General features: G+C 30.6%; 18 protein-coding genes and 1 riboswitch. Of the genes, 4 read left to right on the forward strand and 14 right to left on the reverse strand.

Annotation, left to right across the window (positions count from 1 at the left end):
* Positions 1-84 precede the first annotated feature (84 nt).
* Positions 85-202, forward strand: a riboswitch (SAM riboswitch).
* A gap of 282 nt (positions 203-484) precedes the next feature.
* The gene (metH, locus tag CUEA01_RS16210) at positions 485-4,111 is read left to right on the forward strand and encodes a methionine synthase (protein WP_234122727.1); all 3,627 of its coding nucleotides are present in this window, start codon (positions 485-487) and stop codon (positions 4,109-4,111) included.
* Between the two features lie 350 nt (positions 4,112-4,461).
* Here metH and CUEA01_RS16215 read toward each other — a convergent pair whose 3' ends face one another.
* Entirely contained in the window at positions 4,462-4,860 is a 399-nt protein-coding gene (locus CUEA01_RS16215; protein ID WP_234122729.1) for a Uma2 family endonuclease, read from the reverse strand.
* A 53-nt stretch (positions 4,861-4,913) separates the two neighbouring features.
* Entirely contained in the window at positions 4,914-5,216 is a 303-nt protein-coding gene (locus CUEA01_RS16220) for a hypothetical protein (RefSeq protein WP_234122730.1), read from the reverse strand.
* Positions 5,217-5,658: 442 nt separating this feature from the next.
* Between CUEA01_RS16220 and CUEA01_RS16225 the strand changes: the two genes are divergently transcribed.
* Entirely contained in the window at positions 5,659-6,042 is a 384-nt protein-coding gene (locus tag CUEA01_RS16225) for a VOC family protein (RefSeq protein ID WP_234122732.1), read from the forward strand.
* 209 nt (positions 6,043-6,251) lie between these two features.
* Here the strand turns inward: CUEA01_RS16225 and CUEA01_RS16230 are convergent, their stop codons facing one another.
* The 8 genes from CUEA01_RS16230 to CUEA01_RS16265 all read right to left on the reverse strand — a co-directional run bounded on the left by CUEA01_RS16230 (position 6,252) and on the right by CUEA01_RS16265 (position 16,395).
* Positions 6,252-7,586 (reverse strand): IS4 family transposase, encoded by a 1,335-nt coding sequence (locus tag CUEA01_RS16230; RefSeq protein WP_234122733.1) that lies wholly within the window; start codon positions 7,584-7,586, stop codon positions 6,252-6,254.
* A gap of 383 nt (positions 7,587-7,969) precedes the next feature.
* Positions 7,970-9,046 carry a ribosome small subunit-dependent GTPase A gene (gene rsgA / locus CUEA01_RS16235; protein ID WP_234122734.1) on the reverse strand — a complete coding sequence of 359 codons (1,077 nt, stop codon included), beginning with the start codon at positions 9,044-9,046 and terminating at the stop codon, positions 7,970-7,972.
* A 959-nt stretch (positions 9,047-10,005) separates the two neighbouring features.
* A complete protein-coding gene (locus CUEA01_RS16240) occupies positions 10,006-10,977 on the reverse strand; it encodes a DUF4097 family beta strand repeat-containing protein (RefSeq protein ID WP_234122735.1) in 972 nt (323 codons plus the stop codon).
* Positions 10,978-10,984: 7 nt separating this feature from the next.
* Positions 10,985-11,566 (reverse strand): HAAS signaling domain-containing protein, encoded by a 582-nt coding sequence (locus tag CUEA01_RS16245; RefSeq protein ID WP_234122736.1) that lies wholly within the window; start codon positions 11,564-11,566, stop codon positions 10,985-10,987.
* On the reverse strand, positions 11,559-11,882 hold the full coding sequence (locus CUEA01_RS16250) for a PadR family transcriptional regulator (RefSeq protein WP_234122738.1): 324 nt from the start codon (positions 11,880-11,882) through the stop codon (positions 11,559-11,561). Before CUEA01_RS16250 ends, CUEA01_RS16245 begins: the two co-directional genes overlap by 8 nt.
* 317 nt (positions 11,883-12,199) lie before the next feature.
* The gene (locus tag CUEA01_RS16255; RefSeq protein WP_234122739.1) at positions 12,200-14,203 is read right to left on the reverse strand and encodes a glucose PTS transporter subunit IIA; all 2,004 of its coding nucleotides are present in this window, start codon (positions 14,201-14,203) and stop codon (positions 12,200-12,202) included.
* 430 nt (positions 14,204-14,633) lie between these two features.
* Entirely contained in the window at positions 14,634-15,458 is an 825-nt protein-coding gene (locus CUEA01_RS16260; protein WP_234122740.1) for a PRD domain-containing protein, read from the reverse strand.
* A gap of 133 nt (positions 15,459-15,591) precedes the next feature.
* The gene (locus tag CUEA01_RS16265; RefSeq protein WP_234122741.1) at positions 15,592-16,395 is read right to left on the reverse strand and encodes an MBL fold metallo-hydrolase; all 804 of its coding nucleotides are present in this window, start codon (positions 16,393-16,395) and stop codon (positions 15,592-15,594) included.
* Between the two features lie 633 nt (positions 16,396-17,028).
* Between CUEA01_RS16265 and asd the strand changes: the two genes are divergently transcribed.
* Positions 17,029-18,105 carry an aspartate-semialdehyde dehydrogenase gene (gene asd, locus CUEA01_RS16270; RefSeq protein ID WP_234122742.1) on the forward strand — a complete coding sequence of 359 codons (1,077 nt, stop codon included), beginning with the start codon at positions 17,029-17,031 and terminating at the stop codon, positions 18,103-18,105.
* A 527-nt stretch (positions 18,106-18,632) separates the two neighbouring features.
* Here asd and CUEA01_RS16275 read toward each other — a convergent pair.
* The 4 genes from CUEA01_RS16275 to coaW form a co-directional block, all read right to left on the reverse strand.
* Positions 18,633-19,550, reverse strand: a complete 918-nt coding sequence (locus CUEA01_RS16275; RefSeq protein ID WP_234122743.1) for a DUF4097 family beta strand repeat-containing protein — start codon at positions 19,548-19,550, stop codon at positions 18,633-18,635.
* Positions 19,551-19,554: 4 nt separating this feature from the next.
* The gene (locus CUEA01_RS16280) at positions 19,555-20,220 is read right to left on the reverse strand and encodes a permease prefix domain 1-containing protein (RefSeq protein WP_234122744.1); all 666 of its coding nucleotides are present in this window, start codon (positions 20,218-20,220) and stop codon (positions 19,555-19,557) included.
* A 2-nt stretch (positions 20,221-20,222) separates the two neighbouring features.
* Positions 20,223-20,555, reverse strand: a complete 333-nt coding sequence (locus CUEA01_RS16285) for a PadR family transcriptional regulator (protein ID WP_234122746.1) — start codon at positions 20,553-20,555, stop codon at positions 20,223-20,225.
* 408 nt (positions 20,556-20,963) lie between these two features.
* Positions 20,964-21,809, reverse strand: a complete 846-nt coding sequence (gene coaW, locus CUEA01_RS16290; RefSeq protein ID WP_234122747.1) for a type II pantothenate kinase — start codon at positions 21,807-21,809, stop codon at positions 20,964-20,966.
* A gap of 301 nt (positions 21,810-22,110) precedes the next feature.
* Here coaW and CUEA01_RS16295 point away from each other — a divergent pair, with 301 nt between their 5' ends.
* A complete protein-coding gene (locus CUEA01_RS16295; protein WP_234122749.1) occupies positions 22,111-23,148 on the forward strand; it encodes an FIST signal transduction protein in 1,038 nt (345 codons plus the stop codon).
* Positions 23,149-23,164 lie beyond the last annotated feature (16 nt).

Below are 23,164 nucleotides of genomic sequence, written 5' to 3' on the forward strand. Positions count from 1 at the left end.
ATATATGTAGTATTTATTGTAAAATTACTGTATTGACATTTTTTAATTTAACTAATATAATTAGTACAAATTTAAATAAGTAAAATCTTATCTCGAGAGGTGGAGGGACTGGCCCGTTGAAACCCAGCAACCAGTATGCATTACATGGTGCTAATTCCAGCAGCAAGTGAAATTTTTTTGCTTATACGCTGACAGATGAGAATAATCATTAGAGCAATAACTCGGGATTTTTCTCGAGTTTTTATTTATTCAATTCAATGCACAATTCACAGTTCACAATGCACAATGAAGGTTGATTTGCCTTCCTTTCGTCAGGCAAATCTTAAATTTAAATATTATAAGCTTCGCTTAGCACTATAAATGCTGCTATTGAGCAAGCAATAAAAAATAAGTTTAAGATTTTCTGTAGTGAAACGGAAGAAAATCATCCTTCATTGTGAATTGTGCATCGTGAATTGTGCATTGATATAAAGGGGGCTAATAAATGAATTCAAACATAAAAACTTTATTAAACGAAAGAATTCTCGTACTTGACGGTGCCATGGGAACCTGTATTCAAGGTTTTAATCTAAATGAAAATGACTTTTGTGGACACCTTCACTGCCATATAAATCAAAAAGGAAATAATGATATTTTAAATTTGACAAATCCAGAGGTAATAAAAGCTATACATAATGATTATCTTGAAGCTGGTGCCGATATTATTGAAACTAATACTTTTAATGCAAATAGAATATCTCAAAAAGATTATAATATGGAAAATAAAATATATGCTATTAACCTTACTGGCGCTAAACTGGCAAGAGAAGCTGCCGACTTTTTCACTAAACAAAATCCAAAAAAACCTCGTTTTGTGGCTGGATCTATTGGTCCTACAAACAGAACCTTATCTATGTCACCTGATGTTGAGAATCCCGGCTTTAGAAATGTAAACTTTGATGATCTTTGTTTTGCATATAGTGAACAAATAGAAGCTCTTGTAGAAGGCGGAGTTGATTTACTTCTTATAGAAACTATATTTGATGAATTAAATGCAAGAGCTGCAATATTTGCTGCAGAAAGTGTATTTGAAAAAAAGGCTCTTAAGCTTCCTATTATAATATCTGGAACTATAGCAGATAAAAGCGGAAGAATTCTTTCTGGTCAAACCTTGGAAGCCTTTGCTGAAAGTATGAAAAATGAAAATATACTCGCTATAGGCCTTAACTGTTCTTTTGGAGCCAAAGAGCTTGTTCCATTTATAAAACAACTTTCAAAAACCCAAGATAGATACATATCCTTTTATCCAAATGCTGGACTTCCAAATTCACTTGGAGAATATGAAGAACTTCCAGAAGAAACCGCTGCACTTGTTAAAGAGCTTGCATTAGATGGAAATATCAATATAGTTGGAGGCTGCTGTGGAACTACACCAAAACATATTAATGCCATAAGCCGTTCTATCGATACAATATCACCTAGAAAGCTTCCTAAATTAGAACCAGAAACTACTTACTGCGGTCTCGAAGCCATAAAAATAAATGAAGGAAGTAACTTTGTAAATGTTGGTGAAAGAACAAATGTAGCAGGTTCAGCAAAATTTGCAAGACTTATACGAGAAAAAAATTATGAAGAAGCCTTATCTATTGCAAAGCATCAAGTTGAAAATGGTGCTCAAATAATAGATGTAAATTTTGACGATGCTCTTTTAGATGCAAAGGTAGAAATGGAGACATTTCTAAGGCTCATTGCTAGTGAGCCCGAAATTTCAAAGGTTCCAATAATGATAGATTCCTCTAATTTCGAAGTTTTAGAAACAGGTCTTAAATCCATTCAAGGTAAAGCTATTGTAAACTCTATAAGCCTTAAGGTTGGCGAAGAGAAATTTTTACAGGAAGCAAAAATAATTAAAAATTTTGGTGCTGGAGTTGTAGTTATGGCCTTTGATGAAAATGGTCAGGCAGATACATTTGAGCGAAAAATAGAAATTTGCAAAAGAGCTTATGAGCTATTAACGAAAAAAATCAACTTTCCACCTGAAAATATTATTTTTGACCCTAACATTTTAGCCATTGCAACTGGAATAGAAGAACATGACAACTATGCTGTAAATTATATAAAAGCTGTAAAATGGATAAAAGAAAATCTGCCTTATGCAAAAGTTAGCGGCGGAGTTAGCAATTTATCCTTCTCCTTTAGAGGGAATAATGTAATAAGAAAGGCAATGCATTCAGTTTTCCTTTATCATGCAATAAATGCTGGAATGGATATGGGAATCGTTAACCCTGGAATGATTGATCTTTATGATGATATAGACAAAGAACTTTTAGCTAAAGTTGAAGCTGTAATATTAAATAAAAGCAGCGATGCCTCTGAAAAACTTCTTGATTTTGCTGAAACCTACAAAAATTCGGAGCAAGCTCAAAACAAGGCTAATGATATTTGGAGGACTAAAACTTGCAGTGAAAGACTAAGCTATGCTTTAGTTAAAGGCAACGTAGAATTCATAGCTGAAGATATTGAAGAGGCAAGAAAAGAATATAGAAGTGCCTTAGAAATTATAGAAATTCCTCTAATGAATGGAATGAAAAAGGTTGGAGAATTATTTGGCGATGGAAAAATGTTTCTCCCCCAAGTTGTTAAAAGTGCTAGAGTAATGAAAAAAGCTGTAGAATGCTTACTACCATATATTAATGCTGAAAAAGGAAACAGCAACAGTGCTGGAAAAGTAGTTTTTGCAACTGTAAAAGGTGATGTGCATGACATAGGTAAAAATATAGTTTCTGTAGTACTTTCCTGCAATAATTTTGAAGTTATAGACCTAGGTGTTATGGTTCCATGCGAGACTATACTTGAAACTGCTGTAAGAGAAAAAGCGGATATAATAGCTTTAAGCGGACTAATAACTCCATCTTTAAATGAAATGAGTCATGTTGCCGAGGAAATGAAACGCCAAGGATTAGATATTCCTCTTATGGTGGGTGGTGCTGCAACCTCAAAAACTCATACAGCCTTAAAAATAGCAACTAAATATGATAAAGTAATTCATAGCACAGATGCCTCTAATGCTGTAGAAGTAACAAAAAATCTCATGAGTCCTAACAGTGAAAAATATATAACTAAGACTAACACAGAATATGTTAATATAAGAAAAACCTTCTCTGAGCACAAGGCTAAACTTGTAACTTTAGAGGAAGCAAGAAAAAATAAATTTAACATAGATTGGCAAAAATCTAAAATTCAAACTCCAAATTTTATTGGAATTAGAAGATTTATGAATTTTCCATTAAAAGAGCTTAGAAAATATATTGATTGGACTTTCTTCTTTACAGCTTGGGATATGCGCATGGTTTATCCTAAAATATTAGATGATTCCAAATACGGCACTGAAGCAAAAAAACTTCTTAAAGATGCTAACGAAATGCTAGATTTATTTGAAAGCCAAAACATAATAAATGCAAATGGAGTTCTTGGGATATTCCCCGCAAACTCAACTGGTGATGACATTGAAGTATATCATGAAGGAAAAACCATAACCTTTAACATGCTTCGTCAGCAGCAAGTATTAAAAAATGATCACTTTAAATCTCTTGCAGATTATATAGCTCCAAAAGAAAGCGGAATAAAAGATTACATTGGAGGCTTTATTGTAACCTCTGGTATTGGTGCCAAAGAGTATTCTGAAAAGTTAAAAGAGACCGGAGATGAATATGGTGCTGCTATGGTTAAAATATTATGCGATAGACTAGCCGAAGCTTTTTCTGAACTTCTCCACCTTGAAGTTAGAAAATCTTATTTTGGATATGCACCAGCTGAAAATCTAGCTCTTCCTGAATTGCTTAAAGGGGCTTACAGAGGAATCCGTCCTGCCTTTGGCTATCCTTGCCTCAATAACCATGCTGAAAAAGCAAAATTATTTGAGCTTTTATGCACTGAAGGAAATATTGGAGTTAATTTAACAGAAAGTTATATGATGGATCCTGTTTCAAGTACCTGCGGATTATATTTTGCAAATGAAGAAGCAAAATACTTTGAAATAAATAAAATTGGAAGAGATCAATTAGAAGACTATTCTTATAGAAATAAAAAAGAAGTTAAGGAATTGGAAAAATTGTTTACTACATTACTATAAACTTCTTAAATATTGCGAAACAAAGTGTAGTGCAAAATCAAATAGCCTTTGGTAGGTGGATCAAAATGATGTTAGGGAATAGCAGTTTTTTCTCCACCTACCAAAGGCTATTTGATTAATCCACTATCTCTTTGTTTCACAATATATAATTATTTTATAACAACTTAATACAGTAATTTTAATGATTTGAGTAATAAATATTGTTTCTGTACTACACCAAAATTCCGTAGGCACGGAGGAATTTTTTCCTTTAAGACCATGTGAATTGTGAATTAAGTATGTTGTAGGATGATTTAAATAAAGTTTTTTACCTTAGATTTATTAATTTTATTTAATATCCTGCAATATACTTAATTCGCAATAAAGTTCAATTTTGTAACCAAATCATGAGATTGATTTGATGGACTCAATATTTCTATTATTAAGCTTGGTACGCCTACATATTTATTATCTTCAAAACCACTTTTATCACATATTATTGATAAATCAGGTATTACTAATTTTTCACCTTCAATATAATTATTTTTTAACAATATATCAAATGGAGCATGAAGCACTTCACAGCTTTTCCCCTCTAAAAAATTATATAGCTTCGCGTGAAGTTTACTGGATATTCTTTGATGTTTAGTGGAAGGTGATGGAGACATATATACTATGCCGTCTATATATTCTAATATGTTATCACTTTTTTCCTTAAGTTCTAGGTATTCTTTATACGACAATTTTATGTTCTTACTTAACGGTCCCATCAAAACGTACCTCCTCTACTTTAATACCTTATTATAGCATATAGGCTATAAGTTTAAATTTCATTATCATTAAGTTTCCTAGCTTTCAACATTGATGCCATAATAAGTATAGTCATTGGATTGTCCATATCCTTCATTACTTTTTCTTCCATAATAATATTATTTTGAAGCATTTGAAAAAAATTATACTTTGAAATATCTATAAGATTTAAATTATATTTATTGTTAATTTTTCTCTTATTCCTTTTTTCATTTAACTTTTCGGTAAATTCACTATTATTAGCTTCTTGCGAATTTTCAATGCTTGTTACACCATTAATATCTATACTGCTTGTTACATAATTAATTTTATTCAATTTATTTCTCCTTCTAAAGATATAATATTGCGAAACTCAATCCACTTATGCTCCAAAATACCAATTTTTAAGGGATTATAGTGCATATATAGTTTATATTTGAGTTAGTTTCGTCATAAAAATAATCTGACTATTTGCATAGTCTAATTATTTTTATCGTTTTATAACATTTTATCTTTATATAGATAAACCATTTCAACTATTAAAATTCATGTGCACCATAATGCCAAGAAACCGTCATTTTGGTACAAATAAATCTTAAGTTTCACAATGGTATATCTTTAGATAAACCATTTCAACTACCAAAATCAATTTGCATCATAATGCCCAGAAAACGGCATTTTGATACAAATTAATTTTGAAGTTTCAATTGGTTTATCTTTAGTAATATTTAAATATCATTTTATGCATACTATTTTATAAATACTAAGGAGGTTATAATATGATTAATAAAATTGGAAAAATAACACTATATGTAAACAATCAAGAAGAGGCTAAGAAATTTTGGACTGAAAAACTAGGTTTTGTAGTTAAATTTGAACAATCCATGGGCCCTAATATGAATTGGCTAGAAGTTTCTCCAAACGAAAACGAATTTACAAGCTTCATTTTATACGACAAAAATCTAATGAAAACTCAAAATCCATCAGCTAATGTTTTACATCCTTCAATAATGCTAAGTACTACTGATATTGAAAATACGTATGATAAACTGAAATCAAATGGTGTTGAAGTCGGTGAAATCATGAATATGCCATATGGCAAAATGTTCTCCTTCAAAGATCAAGATGGAAATGAATACTTATTACGTGAAGATAAATTTTAGAGGGCAAGAAGCCAAAGTACAGAGTACAGTGAAGGATACACTTGCTAGGGGTTTGGGCGTACAATGTCATCAACTTAAGGAAGCTTACAACAAATTGAAGTAATATGAAATTTCATTAAAAGATTATTTTATTAAAAGATTACAACACAAATAGTCCATTTAGTTGTTTAAATTAAATGGATTATTTTTACATATTGTTTTCTTGTTTTTTAGCTATTAGGTTTATGATTTTGCATATACCTATTTCTACCTTTATATTTTATATGAGGATTACTTCTTCCAGGTCTAATTGGAACTAAATTTTTTGTAATTTCATTCATCATATCTGTTTGCATAGCTTCTTGTTTTGCCGTGTCCTCTTCTATAACCATCTTAATTATATATTCTCTAAATTTGCCGACTAATATATTCATATTGACCTTATAGCAATATTTTAATTTTCCTTCTTTATTTTTGCTTTCATCTACAATATAGTTAGCATCATTTTTCAAATCCTGAATCAAGTTAAATAACAACATTTGAGCATAAAAATCCTGTTCAACTATTATTGTTTTTTTACCTGAAATATTTTCAATATGAAGCTTATTTTTAATTATGTCATAAGCTGTTTCAATCCCCCAACGTTTTGAATACAAAACACCTATTTCTTCAGTATTAAATTCTTCTTTTAGAATATTTGTAACCAAATATTCGTATTCACCTGTATTTAGCTTGATCTTAACCATTCTTAATGGAACTTCTTTGAGCATAGAAGCCTTTTGCCTAAGAGCTTTATCTGATATATAAGCTAATCTATTACCATTTGTTTTAAATTGAACAATTTCATCATCACTTTGCATAGAATTTCTTTCCTTATTAAAAGTATTTCCTTGAAGTCTAAATAGAAATTTAATAGGACACTCTAATAAAAACATTAACATTTCTGTAGAAAAATATCCTCTATCAAAAACGGTAATAATTTTTCTATCATATCCCAATGTTTCTAATGCATTGTAAATATTAGCTCCTGCTAAAACTCTTTCAGAGGTTTTATATTTTTCAATAATTGCATCAATCATTATATTATTTTCAATGTCATAAATACCAGATGCCCTAGCACGAGCCATTTTTCTTACATCCTCTTTATTGGGGTTTAAATATCCATAGGTTTGCCTCAGTTCTTCTGTGTTCGGTATTTCTAACACAGTACCATCAATGGCAGTTATTATATAACCTTTATACAATTTATAATTAGGATCATCATATACACGCTTAATATGGTTTTTATTTAAATAAATAAATACTTCTGGATTTAAGTTTAATCTTTGTTTGCAGAATGCCTGTTTTGTAACAGCATCTTCTTTCTTACCAATACTTTTATAATAATTATTAATTTCCATAGTTGTAGTTAATCCTTTCCTGCATATGATATATTTCATTAAATCCTCAAAATTTAGTTTTCTATTTCTCGTAAATGCTTGTTTTTTTAACTGACCTATTTTCTTAGTTTCTCCTGTTTTTATTTCTTTAAAGCTTAGCATAATTCTCTCAAGTTTTTTTACCATCAGAAGAAGCTCCTTTTTGCTTTAAATATAACATATAAAAATATATTTAAAAATAAAAAAAATTTGGATTTTTATAAAATCCAAATTTTTTTCTTAAGTTGATGACATTGTTTGGGCGTAAGCCCATGTAGGTTCTTTAACTTAGTAGATGCACTGTCAATAGTAGTACAATAAAACTTTGTATATTAATAATCTTTGCTACAGAAAATCTTATAACTTATTCTTGATTGCTTACGCAATCGCTATATTATCAATGTTGTTCAGCGGAGCTGAACAACATATAAATTTAAGATTTACCTGACGTAAGGAAAGGTAAATCATCCTTAACTGTACTCTGTACTCTGTCAGTTGTACTCTGAATAAAGTTTTGCAATTTTTAAGTATCAGTATCCGTAATTCACTCGTTTATCTCTCTTGTATCCCTTACCTTTACTCTTAGCCGAATTTTTTTGCTGAATTCTAATTATCCTTTTTTGCTTAGCCTCCATAAACCTAGTTTCTTTTTTTAATTTCAAATAACTTTCAAGCCTTTTCTCATCAATAGTTCCTTCTTCAATTGCCCTTCTAACAGCGCAACCAGGTTCATCCTTATGCTCGCAATTACTAAACTTACACTTTTTTGCAAATTCCTCTATATCCTGAAAAGCTTCATCTACTCCAGTATCCGCATCCCATATTCCAATTAAGCGTGTTCCTGGCGTATCTATTATAATTCCGCCTGAAGGTACAATAAAAAGCTCTCTATGAGTTGTCGTATGCCTTCCCCTTGAATCATTTTCACGTATTTCACTTGTTTCCATAAGTTCTTCGCCAGCTAATTTATTTAAAAGTGTTGATTTTCCAACACCTGAAGAGCCAACTACAACTGCTGTTTTACCCTCCGTAAGATATCTAGAGATTTCACCAATTCCAATTCCCTCAAATGAGCTTATCGCATGTACCGAAACCCCCATAGCTATCTCTTGAACCTCTTCAAGCCTTTCAGAAAGATTATCACATAAATCAGCTTTACTAAGTATTAAAACAGGTATTCCACCTGTATTCCATACCATTGTTAAATATCTTTCTATCCTTCGCAAATTAAAATTATGATTAAGTGATGTAACTATGAATACATAATCAAAATTTGCTGCAAATATCTGTGCCTCGAAATCTACTGCTACATTTTTCTTTCTTGTAAAGCAACTTTTTCTCTTTAAAACAGCATGAATTGTTGCCTCCATTTCATTTTTCCTTATGCTTACTGCAACAAAATCACCAACTGCTGGAAAATCTTCATTAGATATTGCTTCATATTGAAATTTTCCAGAAACCTTGGCTGTTACTTCGCCTACTTCAGTATAAAGCTTATACATTCCTTTCTCTTCCATAGCCACTCTTGCAGGCTGCATACCTTTTTCTTCAAATTGTTTAAATTCATTTTTAAAGTAATCGTTAAAACCATATTTGTTTAAATCCATCTGTGTCCTCCAAATTATAATATATATATACCAGTTCCAACCCCAATGCTCTTAATTTCTTAGCTTCAAATGGGCTGTCGCACAAAAAATTATTTTATACACAAATCTTAAATATTACGAATTAAATCAATTCACAATTCACGATGCACAATTCACAATGAAGGATGATTTTCTTTCGCTTTGCTACAGAAAATCTTAAATTTAATTTTTTTTATTGCTTTCGCAATAGCACCATATGGTGCTAAGCGAAGCTTATAACATTTAAATTTAAGATTTACCTGACGAAAGGAAGGCAAATCCTCCTTCATTGTGCATTGTGAACTGTGAATTGTGAATTAATTAAGTTAGTTCGCAATAATTTTAAGTTATGTATTAAATAAGCTTATTGCGACAGCCTCATTCTTCACTGTACTTTCTACTCTAATTTGTATTTTAGGGCATAAAAATGCACGGTAAATAAATCTTTACCGTGCGTTAAACGTAAAATATTTAATCTTATAGATATACAACTTGAAAATTGAAAATTAAAAATCCCAGTTTATCCTGACAACAATGTTCATTACGAACTTTAAATTATTATAAGAATACATTTGTCATTTATAATTTTTCTGTTCAAGTGGTTTATCTTTATCTGCATAAATAAGCATACCGTATTTTTGTAGTGCGTATTAGTATCTTTTTTTGCAGGCTTTATTAAATATTTTCTCTATTAAACATAAATAAATATATAACGAAACTTAAGGGCAAAAGGGTTATTTAAATGTTGGTCAAAGAAAGTCTTGACCCGATATTAAATTATTGTAAAGTCACCTCAAATAATATCTTTTTCATTAAAAAACACTCCTTTCGCCTAATTCAAATCAATTAAATTAGTCTCATCAAATATTTTATTGTTATAACATTTTTGTATATTAATAACAATATTGATAATTTCATTATAGTTTAGAAAATGCACCTTGTCAATTATTTATTTTTATATTTCCTGCTGTATTTTTTAGCTTAATAATATTATTACTTTTTCCAATTTCCCCAGATGCAGACTTACTAATTTCACCACTTACATTTATACCAGAAAAATTGCTTTCTATACTTCCAACAGAAGCCGCTGCATCTAATTTAAATTTTGAATCTTTAGGAAGTGTAAGTTCAATTTGCCCAGCTGTAGCTGTTAAATCAATATTATTATTAAATTTATTATATTGAATATCTGTATCACCGGCTGAATTATTCCCTTCTATATCACCAGTAAATCCTGTAATTTGAATTTTACCTGCTGAAGCCCTTACTTCTGAACTTTTAGTTTTTAAATTGTCTGCTTTTAAATCACCAGCATAATTTTTATATGTGAATTTATCTGCCGACATATTATTCATCACCAAGCTTCCAGCACTAAGTTTACAATTCAAAGCTTTAAACTCATATCCGCTTATATCTACATCCCCAGCCGAAGAAACTATTTTCATATTATTTCTATATGCTGTTGGGAGACTTATATTAACATCTATATTTTGGCTATAGTCTCCAAAAATTATTCCATGATCTCTAATTAACTCTATATATAGGATTCCTCCTTGCTTATAACACTTAAGTTGTGGTTTTGTGCTTGAACTTGAAGTTATTGTTCCGTCTACTTTAACTTTAATTGCATTTGTACCTTCATTATTAAATTTTACATTTCCAGCAGATAAATCAATTGATATTTCATCTATTCCATCAAGCTGCATAGTTTTACTATCATGATAATTATAATCATGACTACTTAGATGAAAAATACCATGTGCTCCAAACTTGTTATAATTACTTTTGGCCTCTTCAAATGAAAATTTTCCAAAAGTAAAAAAAGTTATAGCTGCTATGCCATAGGCTATTAGCATTATTCCAACTAGACACATTACAATTTTTTTTATATTAAAGTTATCTTTAAAATTCATAATGAGCTTACTCCCCCTTAATCGTTTTTATATTCCACTTAACATATTTGACTGTAAGTTTAATAAAAAACTTTATAACATAAAACATACCTATGCAAAATAAAATTCCTAATGCAGTTGTTCCAATACCTAAGAATATAACTGATATATCTGGTATACCCTTTGGTATATTAACATTTGCAGGAAACATTGACCTTAATATAGTACAAAACGCTACTGCAACTCCTGATATTGCCACAGCTATAGCCCCAACGCACATTCCAATCAATGCACCTACTATTCCAAGGTATGGTCCTATGATAAATATAAGATTAAAAAGTGCTAACGCAATTAATATTAGTATAGAACCTCCAATTGATCTACTTGAATTATCTTGGGTATTATTTACCTCACCCTCACTTGAATTTTTATACTGATTAGCTATATTCTTTGGATTTCCAAGTTCTTTAATAAGATCCTCCTCTGTTTTTCCACTTTCCATACCTATTCTAAAATGTTCTTCATAATCATATAATATTTCATCTCTTTCTTCCTTTTTAAAACCTGAAAGATAGTAGTTTAACGCATTTAAAAATTCTCTCTTAGTCATTTGAATCCGCCTCCTTTAAAATATTATTAACCCTTTCAACGAAAGTTTCCCATTCTTGTGTTAATTTTTCCCTAGTTTCTTTTCCAAGATCAGTTAGCTTATAATATTTTCTTGGCGGTCCTTCTGTAGATTCTTGTAGATACGTCGTAAAATATCCTTCTTTATTAAGTCGCCTTAAAATAGGATAAATAGTTCCATCAGAAATCTCTATATCTTTTGATATTTCATTTACCAGTTCATATCCATAGCAATCTTTTTTATCTAATACTGCTAATACACAAAGTTCCAATATTCCTTTTTTTAGCTGCGTATTCATGTAATTACTCCTCCTGATTTATTTTCCATAACTATACTATATCACTCAGTAGTGTATATTGCAAGGTACTGAATAATATTTTTTAGTAATATAAAAAAATATTATTCAGAGTACAAAGTACAGAGTACAGTGAAGGATGATTTTCTTCCGCTTTGCTACAGAAAATCTTAAAACTTATTTTTTGATTGCTTACGCAATCGCACCACAAGTGGTGCTCAGCGAAGCTGACAACATTTAAGTTTAAGATTTACCTGACGCAAGGAAGGCAAATCATCCTTCTTTGTACTCTGTACTTTGTACTTTATACTTTGGTTTAGTTATTTCGCATTAATTTTAACATAAGCAGCTCTTTTCCCTTTTGATGTTTTTCCTTGTTTAACTTTAATTTCATCTACAGCATCTATATTAGTAATGACAACTATAGTAATTGTTTTTTTACCTCTCTCGGTTATTAGTTTAGAATCCATTGTTACTATCTTATCGCCTTTTTTTACTTTATCTCCTTGAGATGCATGAGTAGTAAATCCTTCTCCATTTAACTCAACCGTATCAATACCAATGTGAACTAAAATCTCTAAACCTTCATTTGTAGTAATTGCAAAAGCATGCTTTGTTGGGAAAAATACTGTTATTTCTCCGTCTGCTGGTGCAACTATTTCTTCTCCAGTAGGTATTACTGCGAAACCATCTCCAAGTGCCTTTTGAGAAAATACTTCATCTGGTACTTTTTCTATCGGTATTACCTCTCCATCTACAGGACTTAAAATTTTATATGAACCACCAACAACATTCTTTTGTAATTCTGGTACTTCTTCTTCATCATCTGAAGTATCAATTATCCCACCACTTGTAATAATTGCTTTTATATCATCTTTAATTTTTTCAGCCTCTGTTCCAAAAACAACCTGAACACTATCACCTGACGTCATAATACCTGCTGCTCCAAGTGCTCTTAATGTTTTTCCGTCTACGGCAGATGTGTCATTTAGATTAAGTCTAAGTCTAGTAATACAGGCATCTAAACCCCTTATATTATCTTTTCCACCTATAGCTTCAAGAACTTTTGCAGCTTTTTTACTTCCCTTAACATTTATAGCTTTTATACCTTCTCCATCATCATCTTCTCTTCCAGGAGTTTTTATATTTAATGCTATAATAGAAAAGTAGAATACTACAAAATAAAGCGCGAAAAACGCAAGTCCTACTGGCCATATAAGCCATGGGTTACCAGCATATTTAAAGCCTAGTACATAGTCGATAAAGGATGCCGAAAAAGTATAACCTAGCCTTATATTAAGCCAACTTGTAACAAGACCTGCTAGAAATGCTGCTGCTACATGGAATACAAATAAAACAGGTGCAACAAATATGAACGAGAATTCAATTGGTTCCGTTATACCTGTTACAAAAGCTACAAAAGCAGCTGAAATCATCATACCTGCTACTTGTTTTCTCTTTTCCTTTTTAGCTGTTGCAATCATAGCCAAAGCTGCTCCTGGAAGTCCAAACATTAAAATTGGATATTCAGATGCCATAAAGTGTCCTGCAGTAGGATCTCCATGGAAGTATCTTGCTGTATCACCAATGTAAGTTACACCGTTGGAAACATAATGACCAAATTCATATAAGAATACTGGATAATAAATATGATGCAATCCTAATGGTATCAAAAGTCTCTTTCCTGCCGCATACATTGCTGGTCCTAATGCTGATGCACTTGCAAAACTTGCAAAATCATTTATCCAACCTTGAACTGGAAGCCATACATTAACTCCAATAATTGCAATAATAACTGCTGCTACAGATGTAATTATTGGAACAAATCTCTTTCCTCCAAAGAAACCAAGTACCTGCGGCACTTTAATGTCATGGAATTTATTATATAAAAGTGCTGCTGCTAAACCTATTATAATTCCTCCAAATACACTCATATTTACTGTGGTTCTAGTAACTATGTTACTGTAATCTTGAGTAGCTTTAAAAGCTGTAAGTGTCATGTGCTGTGCTGCTGCTGCCGCCTGAGCTTGCGCTGTTGCTGCTGTTGTACTTGCTAAATTTTCAATTCCCTCTAAAATCAATTCTCCAACTACAGCTGCAAGTGCTGCCACAGCCTCTCCACCTGAAAAGCCTATAGCAACACCAACTGCAAAAATCATTGGAAGGTTAGTAAAAATAGCATTGCCTGCTTCTGCAACGTAAGGAATATTTAGAAGGTCTGCCTGACCAAGTCTAAGGAGTATTCCCGCTGCTGGCAAAACAGATACTGGAAGCATAAGTGATTTACCAACCCTCTGAAGTACCGCAAAAATTTTCTTTCCCATACTATTCCTCCTAAGTTTAATACTTATCATATGTTTCCATGAATATGTTTTTTTATTCATAAGGCTATGTTTTAAATAAGTGTTGATTTTCACACTTATTTAAAACATAGCTTCCTTTAGTAAGTTTAGCTATTTTTAAAAGAATGTTGATGTGATGTGTTGACTTTTATGGAATCTTAGGATTGCTCGTTTATAATTTGCGTAATTTTGACTAGGACGGTCAAAGCCATTTAGGCATCAGGACGATGCATCTAAATGGGTAGCAAATTATAAACGAGCAATTCTTAGAGTCCATTAATGTCATAAGCTCATATCAACATTCTTTTAAAACATAGCCATTCATAAAAGTCCAAAAAACAAGGCACGGACCTGATTATAATTAAAATAATTACAATCAAAGCTCATGCCTAATTTAATAGTAACACTACTTTTATATTTCCTTAAGTCTACTGAGATGAAGTGCAAGGTACCCAATTTCATCTTCAGGAATTTTTATAGAAAAAAGATTTTCAATTCTCATAGCAACTTTAATTGCCAAATCATACTCATTGTATAATTCTTTTTTTATGTTGTCAAGCAATTCATTTTTAATTGTTTTTTTATCCAATACTCTTTCTACAACAAAATTTATATGAGTAATAGTTCTAGCATATGCCAATGATTCTTTATCTAACTTCTTTTTTAACAGCTTTGATATTAACTCCATTATTTGACCAATCTTTTTAGTATAAGCTAATGTATCTGTAACTCCCTCTTGCTTTATTGCTGCATTAATATGCATGCAGATAAAACCTATTTCATCCATTGGAAGTTGAGTTTCAAATCTACTATTTATCATATCTAGTGCCTTTTCTGCCAGTCGATATTCCTTAGGATATAATGCCGAAAGTTCATTTAAAAATGGGTTTTCTATTTTAACCTTCTGCTCAATTCTTCTAAATGCAAAATTTATGTGATCCATAAGGGAAATGTGTATAGTTTCATTAAATTTTAATTTAAGTTCCTTTTCACACATGGCAATAATTTCTTCAGTTATTCCTATTATTTCGCTGTCAACACTTTTAAGAACATTTTCAAATTTATTATTTTCCGATGATTGTTTTATAAATATTCCTTCAACTTTTTCCTTTGGAATATTTGTACCTTTTTTAGAATTAAACCCTATTGCTTTACCAACTAAAACATATTCATTTTCTTCTTTTTGTGCTATAACAACATTATTATTTAATACTTTTTTTACTATATACTCATCCATTTTTTCTCCTTAATTAAAGGGTTATCACACAAAAACTTAATTTATACATGTCTCATAATATCTTAAACATAGGATTTTGAAACATATATGCATTAATATCTACGTCAGTAACCCCTATATCACTTATACTTTATTAAAGAATAATTTCTTCAAGATCATTTGGCACTATAATATTCCCCTTAAAATACTCTTTTCCCTCTTCTGCATATAATTCTTTTCTTTTATCTAGATTATTATCTTGAGTATGAATTAATATTATATTCTTTACATTAAGCCTTGCTGCATTAGTACAAGCATCTTTTACTGTAGAATGATGTTTTTCATAAGGTTTAAATTTATCTTTTTCGGAATATAAACAGAAAGCTTCATGCATAATATAATCAGCATTATTAGTATCCTCAAATAAACTTTCATTATAAGGCTCGTCTCCTAAAAATGTTAATACTCTACTATTTTTAAGTATTATTTTGAAGCCATACTGAAGAAGTTTTGTACTTTTTATATCAAAAAATTTAATATTCCAGTCAAGAATATTTAAAACGCTTCCATTTTCAATAGGAACAAGTATTACTCTATTATCAATGTACTTTGTAAATTTATTTTGTAACAGTAAATTACTTATGGTTCTGATAATATCCAGATTATCTTTGTGACTATATATGTATAAGTTTTCATCATACTTGCCATTAATAATCTTCTGGCAAACTGCTCTTATAATCCAAACAATTCCGGTTATGTGATCATTGTGTGCATGAGAAATAAAAACATTATGTATATTCTCTATTTTTATATTTTTCTTTTCAAGATTAGCAAGTATTGTATTGCCACCACCAGTATCAACAAGAAAATGCTCTTTTGAATTTGAAATAGTAAAGCATGTATTATAGCACTTTGTTACCATTGCGGCTCCATTCCCAAGCATAGTTATTTTATCCAAAACATCACCCCTAAAATCAATACACAGTTCTCAATTTGCAATTAAGGAAGATAAATCTTTAATTTTATATTTCTTTTAGATTTTGCAACTTATGGTAAAACCAACTTTCATTGTGCATTGTCTATTAAATTATATATATAATTTTATATTATAGCATTTTTTGTAGTATTTAAAGTATTTTCGAAATATTTTTTCATATTTTTGAAATATTTTTTCAATATTTTATTCACATTTTCTATAAACATCAATTAATTTTATTGTAATAAAATATTAAACTTTTTCGTATCATAAGATATGTAAGAGCTACTTGAAAAATTAAAACTTCAAGTAAAAAGTTCATTCTGTTAAATTACAATTTATCGAGGAGAAGCCAAAGTACAAAGTACAGAGTACAAAGTACAATGAAGGACGATTTTTCTCCGTTAGCACTACGAAAAATCTGAAAACTTATTTTTTATTGCTGCGCAATTGCGCCATACATGGCGCTCAGCGAAGCTGGCACCATTTAAGTTTAAGATTTGCCTGAGTAAAACGAAAGGCAAATCATCCTTCTTTGTACTCTGTACTTTGTACTTTGTACTCTGCTCTACAAATTGTAATTTATTTCAGAATCGTAAATCGGAGGGATTTTAAATGAATAAGAAATTAAAGGTTGGTATATTAGGTGCCACCGGTCTTGTTGGTCAAAGATTTGTAACACTACTTAATAATCACCCATTTTTTCAAGTAAAATGTGTTGCCGCTAGTAAACGCTCTGCTGGAAAAACTTATTACGAAACAGTTAAAGACAGATGGAAATTAAACATACCAATGCCCGAATATATAAAAAATTTAGTTGTGAGAGACATTTATAATATAGATGAAATATGCAGTCAAGTTGATTTTGTATTTTGTGCTGTAAATATGGATAAGGATGAAATAAAAAAAATTGAAGAATCCTATGCAAAACATGAAGTGCCTGTAATATCAAATAATTCAGCAAATAGATTCACTCCAGATGTACCTGTTATTATACCAGAAATAAATGCTGATCATCTACAAATAATAGAAAAACAAAAAGAAAGATTAGGAACAAAGCGCGGCTTTATAGTTGCAAAACCAAACTGCTCAATTCAAAGCTATGTTCCGGCTATAAGCGCACTTCTCGAATTTAAACCAACAAAAATATTAGTTTGTACTTACCAAGCAATATCTGGTAGTGGAAAAACCTTTAATGAATTTCCTGACATATTAGACAATACTATTCCTTATATACCTGGTGAGGAACAAAAAAGTGAAGACGAACCACTAAAGGTATGGGGACATATAGAAGGTGATAAAATCATTTCAGCTACAAACCCTGTAATAACATCTCAATGTATTAGAGTCGCTGTTGCTGATGGGCACCTTGCTGCTGTATTTGTTTCTTTTGAAAAAAAACCTTCAAAAGAAGAAATACTGGAACACTTTAAAAATTTCAACGGAAAGCCCCAACTTTTAAAGCTTCCAACAGCTCCAGAACAGTTCATAACTTATTTTGAAGATGAGTTTAGACCTCAACCAAAGCTTGACAGGGACCTCGAAAAAGGCATGGGTATAAGCATTGGAAGACTCAGAGAAGACTCAATTTTTGATTACAAATTTGTAGGTCTTTCACACAACGCTATTCGTGGTGCCGCTGGTGGCGCTTTATTGACCGCTGAATTATTATATAAGGAACAATTAATGTGAAGTAAGTGTATTGCAGGATATTAAATAAAATTAATAAATCTAAGGCAAAAAACTTTAAAAACCTAAGAAGTTTCAATAACTCGCTGAAAACATGCTCAGACAATTGAAACTTCTAAGCCTTTTAAATCATTTTACCTAAGATTTATAAAATTTTATTTAAATCATCCTGCAACACACTTACTTCCCAATGTACATCAGTTTAAGGAAAAAATTCCTCCGTGCCTACGGAATTTTGGTGTATTGTTGTTAGGAATATACCTACTTGGAGTTTGGACATAAGACCATTTAGGTTCTTTAACCATAGATAAGTACTTTAAATAGTAGCATTACCAAAACTCAGTAGACCACAGACCTAAATCCCAAAGTTAAGGTTATTTTTCCTTCACTTTGCTGCAGAAAAATTATAAATTTAAATTATCCTTTGCTTTTCACATAAGTGAAAAAGTTCACCTTTTAACGAGCAAAGCAAGTTAAAACCCTTCACTATTAGATTTTTCGCCTTCTTTTTAGGCGAAAAAATTTAACTATTACTTATCTATTCTTATATTTCCAGAACTTGTTCTTGCTGATATTTTCTTATATGGTGCTTTTCCAACTTTTGCAGTTGCTTCTTTTCCATCCTCGTCTTTATTCATATTGAAATTAGAATTAATGTCTCCTGATGAGCATTGACCATTAAATTCAAAACTTAAATCACTAGGTACAGTTAAGCTTACATTGCCCGAACTGGCTTCAACATCAGCCTCATCCTTAATATCTTCGTATTTAATTTGAATATTTCCTGATCTTGCTTCAACTTTTCCAGCACCTGAGAGTGAATTTATTTCTATATTTCCAGATGAAGCATTTACATTATAAGAATCCGATTTTAATTTTTCAAATTCTTCATTTCCTGAAGAAGCTGTAAATGAAACTTTATCAGCTTGAATTTCATGCTCACTTTTTATATTACCAGAGCTTTCATCACAATCTAGCTCATTTAATTTAATGTCTGACATAAAGTTAACATTACCAGAACTACAATTTATACTTAAATTTTTATCATAACTTCTAGGAAGATATATATATACTTTCTCATTTATTCTAAAATCAAATGAAAAAAAAGATCTAAATTCTTGAACTTTTCTTTTTATATTTATCTCATCACCATTTTTTTCTACCGTAAACTTGTCTTCATCTTTAAGCTTGTTATACGCAGTTTGCACTACTTTAAGTTTAGGACTATCCGTAGTCTCAATTTCTACATTATCACTTGAAAGATCAATATTGATTTTATTATATCCATCTAATGCTAAACTTTGCTGCTTTTGAATTTTCTCATGACCTCTTACAATTAGAAAATCTCCCATACTATGATTAGTTCCATAAAAAAGCACTGCTGTAAGTGCTACTACTACAAATACAAATACGGCTATCATAAATTTTATTATACGCTTATCCTTCATCTCTTCACTTCCTCAACTCAAAAGTTAAAGATACAATTCTATCTATAGCTATCCCTATTATAAATATAACCCAGGATATATACCAATTATCAAAACTAAAGCTTACTATAAAATATAATACAAAAACTGCACACCACACTATTGATTTTATAGATTTCTTAATTTCTTTTTCATTGTCTTTATTAACTCTCCACTCTTTGAATTCCTCTACCATTGAATCATCTACTTTTTCATATCTTGATTTAGGCTTTGAAACAATACTATATATTAAACTAAAAGTTGCTACAGCAAAAATTATGAGCATTAATACGTCGCCTATTCCTTCACCTAATTGAAAAATTTCATGACAAAGCTCTTCAACTGCTGCACCTATTATATATAGTGCAATAGCACCAGCAAAAATGATTGCAGATTTCTTTCTTTCCTTCTGTAATTTTTCATAATCAAAGTTACTATTTTTTTCCTTTAATTCATTTATTATGCCATCCACATCTCCAACTCCTGCTATGGCAATATTAATAGCTTCCTCCTCAGTTTTACCTTCTGATATTAAGTCATCATATTTGTCTGTAAGATTAGCTAAAAACTCCTCTTTTAGTTCATATGCTCTTTTAGTATTAGGTGCATTTTCAAATAGTCTATCAACTCTATGACGTAATTTTTCGTACATAATTAATTACCTCCATTAATCAACTTATCAATTAAATTTTTAGCCTCATTCCAATCTTCCTTATTTTTCTCTAAAGCTTCTAAACCAAGTTGCGTTATTGAATAATACCTTCTCCTAGCCCCTGTAGTTTCATCTCCCCAATATGAAGTAATTAACGAAGCCTGCTCAAGTCTCCTAAATGCAGAGTATAAAGTAGCTTCCTTTAATTCATATTTATTATTTGTTTTTTCCTTAATCGCTTTATTTATCTCATATCCATAACTATCCTTCTCAACCAAATGCGATAAAATTATAGTTTCTGTATGACCTCTTATTATATCTGATGTTATAGACATTAGCTCACCTCTTATTTAATTTATAAAATATTTTATATTTATATTATATACATATATACCTCGCCTGTCAAAGTATATTTGTATAAGGTATATAAAAATTTATTCGCAATAATAGCATCTTCTATACAATTTTAAATTATGCAAAACATTAAATCAGAGTAGAGAGTAGAGAGCAAAGAGTAGAGTGAACGATGATTTTTCTCCGTTTCACTACGAAAAATCTTAAAACTTATTTTTGATTGCTTACGCAATCACATCATTACTGTTGTCAGCGAAGCTGAGCAACACTTAAGTTTAAGATTTACCTGATGCAAGGAAAGGTAAATCATCCTTCACTCTACTCTCTACTCTCTACTCTTTACTCTGAAAAAAAGTTTCTCAATCTTTAATCACCTATGTACTAAATCTTTATTTTACTTCTTCAAATTCTTTTCCTTCATAAAATAATATTGCAGCTCCTACTGCTGTTGAAAATTGTCCGTTTTGTGGTCTAAGAAAGTTTATATGTTTAAACATTGCCTCAAACTTTTTAAATATTTCATCTGCTTGAGGTACATTAACTAAATTTCCTGTAAATACAATATTATTTATGCTATAAATTTTTGTTGAAAAAACGGCCATTACACCTATAGTTTGAAAAACTAAATTAATAATACCTAATGCCATATCCTCCCTTGAAGCTAAATCACTAATCTTACCAAAATTAGATGCTGTAGCATAAGAAGGCAAACTTTCTGATTCCTCGCTAATTAAATCAGATATATTGAGATCTATTTTTGACAAATCACCCTTATCGGCAGCTTTAACCAAATCATTAAAATCACGAACATTTAGCATTGCATTTGAAAGCCCCATAAGCGTTCCTCCGCCAACTCCAGTTCCACCTATATGCTCTATGCCTTCCTCACCTGACATTACAAAAGTAGTTCCTGTACCCATGCTTACAATTATTGCTTTTTTTAATCCACTTAAAAATAATCCGCCTCTACCAATAGCATTAAATTCATCTACTCTGCCAGTTGGAATTCCATGTATATTTTCTTTTAACTGCTCAGAGCCAACTCCTGTTACCATAATCCTATCAACATCTGAAATTGCTAACTTGTTAACTGTTACAAATTTCCCAAAGGCCCCATATATTGATGAAATAGGATCACTTGCTTTTACACACATTGAGCTAAACATCTGACCTTTTTCAAATCCAACGATTTTTGTAGTACTTGTTCCCACATCTATACCAATAATTTTAGACAATTATTACACTCCCCTCAAATTATATACAAACTCGCTTTTTTCCATAATGCTATATTTTTCACATTCTTCTATAGATTATATAATAATTAGCTTAATTCTACTACAGCAATTAAACAATTTAATTTAATTTTCGATATATATTATTGTAATACTAAAGATATACCATCTCGAAACTTAAAATTCATTTGTGCCAAAATGCCATCTTCTAGGCATTATGGTTCACATGAATTTTAATAGTTGAACTGGTTTATCTATATATACCAGCAAAACTCATTAAAATATTAATCTAGGAGTGAACTTAATGAAATCTTTTACCTTTAGCTCTATTGCTGAAACCCTATCACACATTTCATCAAATCCGAATATGGGATACGTAATATTTAGTACAGTTGATAATGTTAAAAATTTATCCTTAAATTTAAGTGATAATGTTGTCCTTTGCTCAACTGCTGGTGAATGTACAAACCAGGGATATAAAAATGGTGTGATAACTGGATTTGAATATTCTCTCGAAGAATGTGAGGTAAATACAGTTGAAATTTTATATCCACCAATAAAAAGCAAAAAAAGGCTCGAGGATGCTTACCTTAAAGTAAAAAATAATCCAAATTCTTTTTTGCTTCTATTATGTGATGGTCTTTCAGGAATGGAAGAAAGTATTTTAACAACTTTATTTTTTATAAAAGACGATTTTAAAATCATAGGTGGAAGTGCAGGTGATAATCTAAAATTTGATGAAACTGCTATATATATAGGTTCAAAAAAAGTACATAGTGCTGCTTTATTTTTCAATTATAAAAAGCAAGTACAAATATTAAAGGAAAATATTTATATCCCAACAGGGGATAATCTTCTAATTACAGAAGCTGATCCAATAAATAGAATTGTAAAAAAATTCAACGGTAATCCTGCAAGTACAGAATACGCTAAGGTTCTTGGTGTAAAAGAATCTGAACTTCAAAGTAACTTTATGAATCATCCACTAGGCAAAGTCTATAAAGATGATATTTTTATTGCATCTCCTATGAAGATTAACACTGACAAATCAATTACTTTTTATTGTCAACTTCTTCCTAATACCTTTGTAAATGTTCTTAAGCCAACTGATGCCATATCAAGATTAAGAACTACATTAAATTCAATTTCAATAAAAGCAAATTTTATTTTTCAAGTTAATTGCATTTTGAGAAGTTTAAAATTTCAAGGAGAAAATTTATGGTCAGCTTATGATAAAGAAATTCTTAGTTTTTGCCCAAACGCAAGTGGGTTTGTAAGCTACGGGGAACAATTTTATAAAAACCACTCAAATCAAACTTTGGTTATATTAGTAAGCGAATAATTTTTAAGCGAGGTTT

Origin of the sequence: Clostridium hydrogenum, assembly GCF_021432385.1 — a bacterium.
Taxonomy (GTDB): domain Bacteria; phylum Bacillota; class Clostridia; order Clostridiales; family Clostridiaceae; genus Clostridium_S; species Clostridium_S hydrogenum.

Excerpts from the sequence above, each read along its gene's own strand:
- metH (WP_234122727.1), top strand. The coding sequence starts at position 485 with ATGAATTCAAACATAAAAACTTTATTAAACGAAAGAATTCTCGTACTT.
- CUEA01_RS16215 (WP_234122729.1), bottom strand. The coding sequence starts at position 4,860 with ATGGGACCGTTAAGTAAGAACATAAAATTGTCGTATAAAGAATACCTA.
- CUEA01_RS16225 (WP_234122732.1), top strand. The coding sequence starts at position 5,659 with ATGATTAATAAAATTGGAAAAATAACACTATATGTAAACAATCAAGAA.
- CUEA01_RS16230 (WP_234122733.1), bottom strand. The coding sequence starts at position 7,586 with ATGGTAAAAAAACTTGAGAGAATTATGCTAAGCTTTAAAGAAATAAAA.
- rsgA (WP_234122734.1), bottom strand. The coding sequence starts at position 9,046 with ATGGATTTAAACAAATATGGTTTTAACGATTACTTTAAAAATGAATTT.
- CUEA01_RS16240 (WP_234122735.1), bottom strand. The coding sequence starts at position 10,977 with ATGAATTTTAAAGATAACTTTAATATAAAAAAAATTGTAATGTGTCTA.
- CUEA01_RS16245 (WP_234122736.1), bottom strand. The coding sequence starts at position 11,566 with ATGACTAAGAGAGAATTTTTAAATGCGTTAAACTACTATCTTTCAGGT.
- CUEA01_RS16250 (WP_234122738.1), bottom strand. The coding sequence starts at position 11,882 with ATGAATACGCAGCTAAAAAAAGGAATATTGGAACTTTGTGTATTAGCA.
- CUEA01_RS16255 (WP_234122739.1), bottom strand. The coding sequence starts at position 14,203 with ATGGGAAAGAAAATTTTTGCGGTACTTCAGAGGGTTGGTAAATCACTT.
- CUEA01_RS16260 (WP_234122740.1), bottom strand. The coding sequence starts at position 15,458 with ATGGATGAGTATATAGTAAAAAAAGTATTAAATAATAATGTTGTTATA.
- asd (WP_234122742.1), top strand. The coding sequence starts at position 17,029 with ATGAATAAGAAATTAAAGGTTGGTATATTAGGTGCCACCGGTCTTGTT.
- CUEA01_RS16275 (WP_234122743.1), bottom strand. The coding sequence starts at position 19,550 with ATGAAGGATAAGCGTATAATAAAATTTATGATAGCCGTATTTGTATTT.
- CUEA01_RS16280 (WP_234122744.1), bottom strand. The coding sequence starts at position 20,220 with ATGTACGAAAAATTACGTCATAGAGTTGATAGACTATTTGAAAATGCA.
- CUEA01_RS16285 (WP_234122746.1), bottom strand. The coding sequence starts at position 20,555 with ATGTCTATAACATCAGATATAATAAGAGGTCATACAGAAACTATAATT.
- CUEA01_RS16295 (WP_234122749.1), top strand. The coding sequence starts at position 22,111 with ATGAAATCTTTTACCTTTAGCTCTATTGCTGAAACCCTATCACACATT.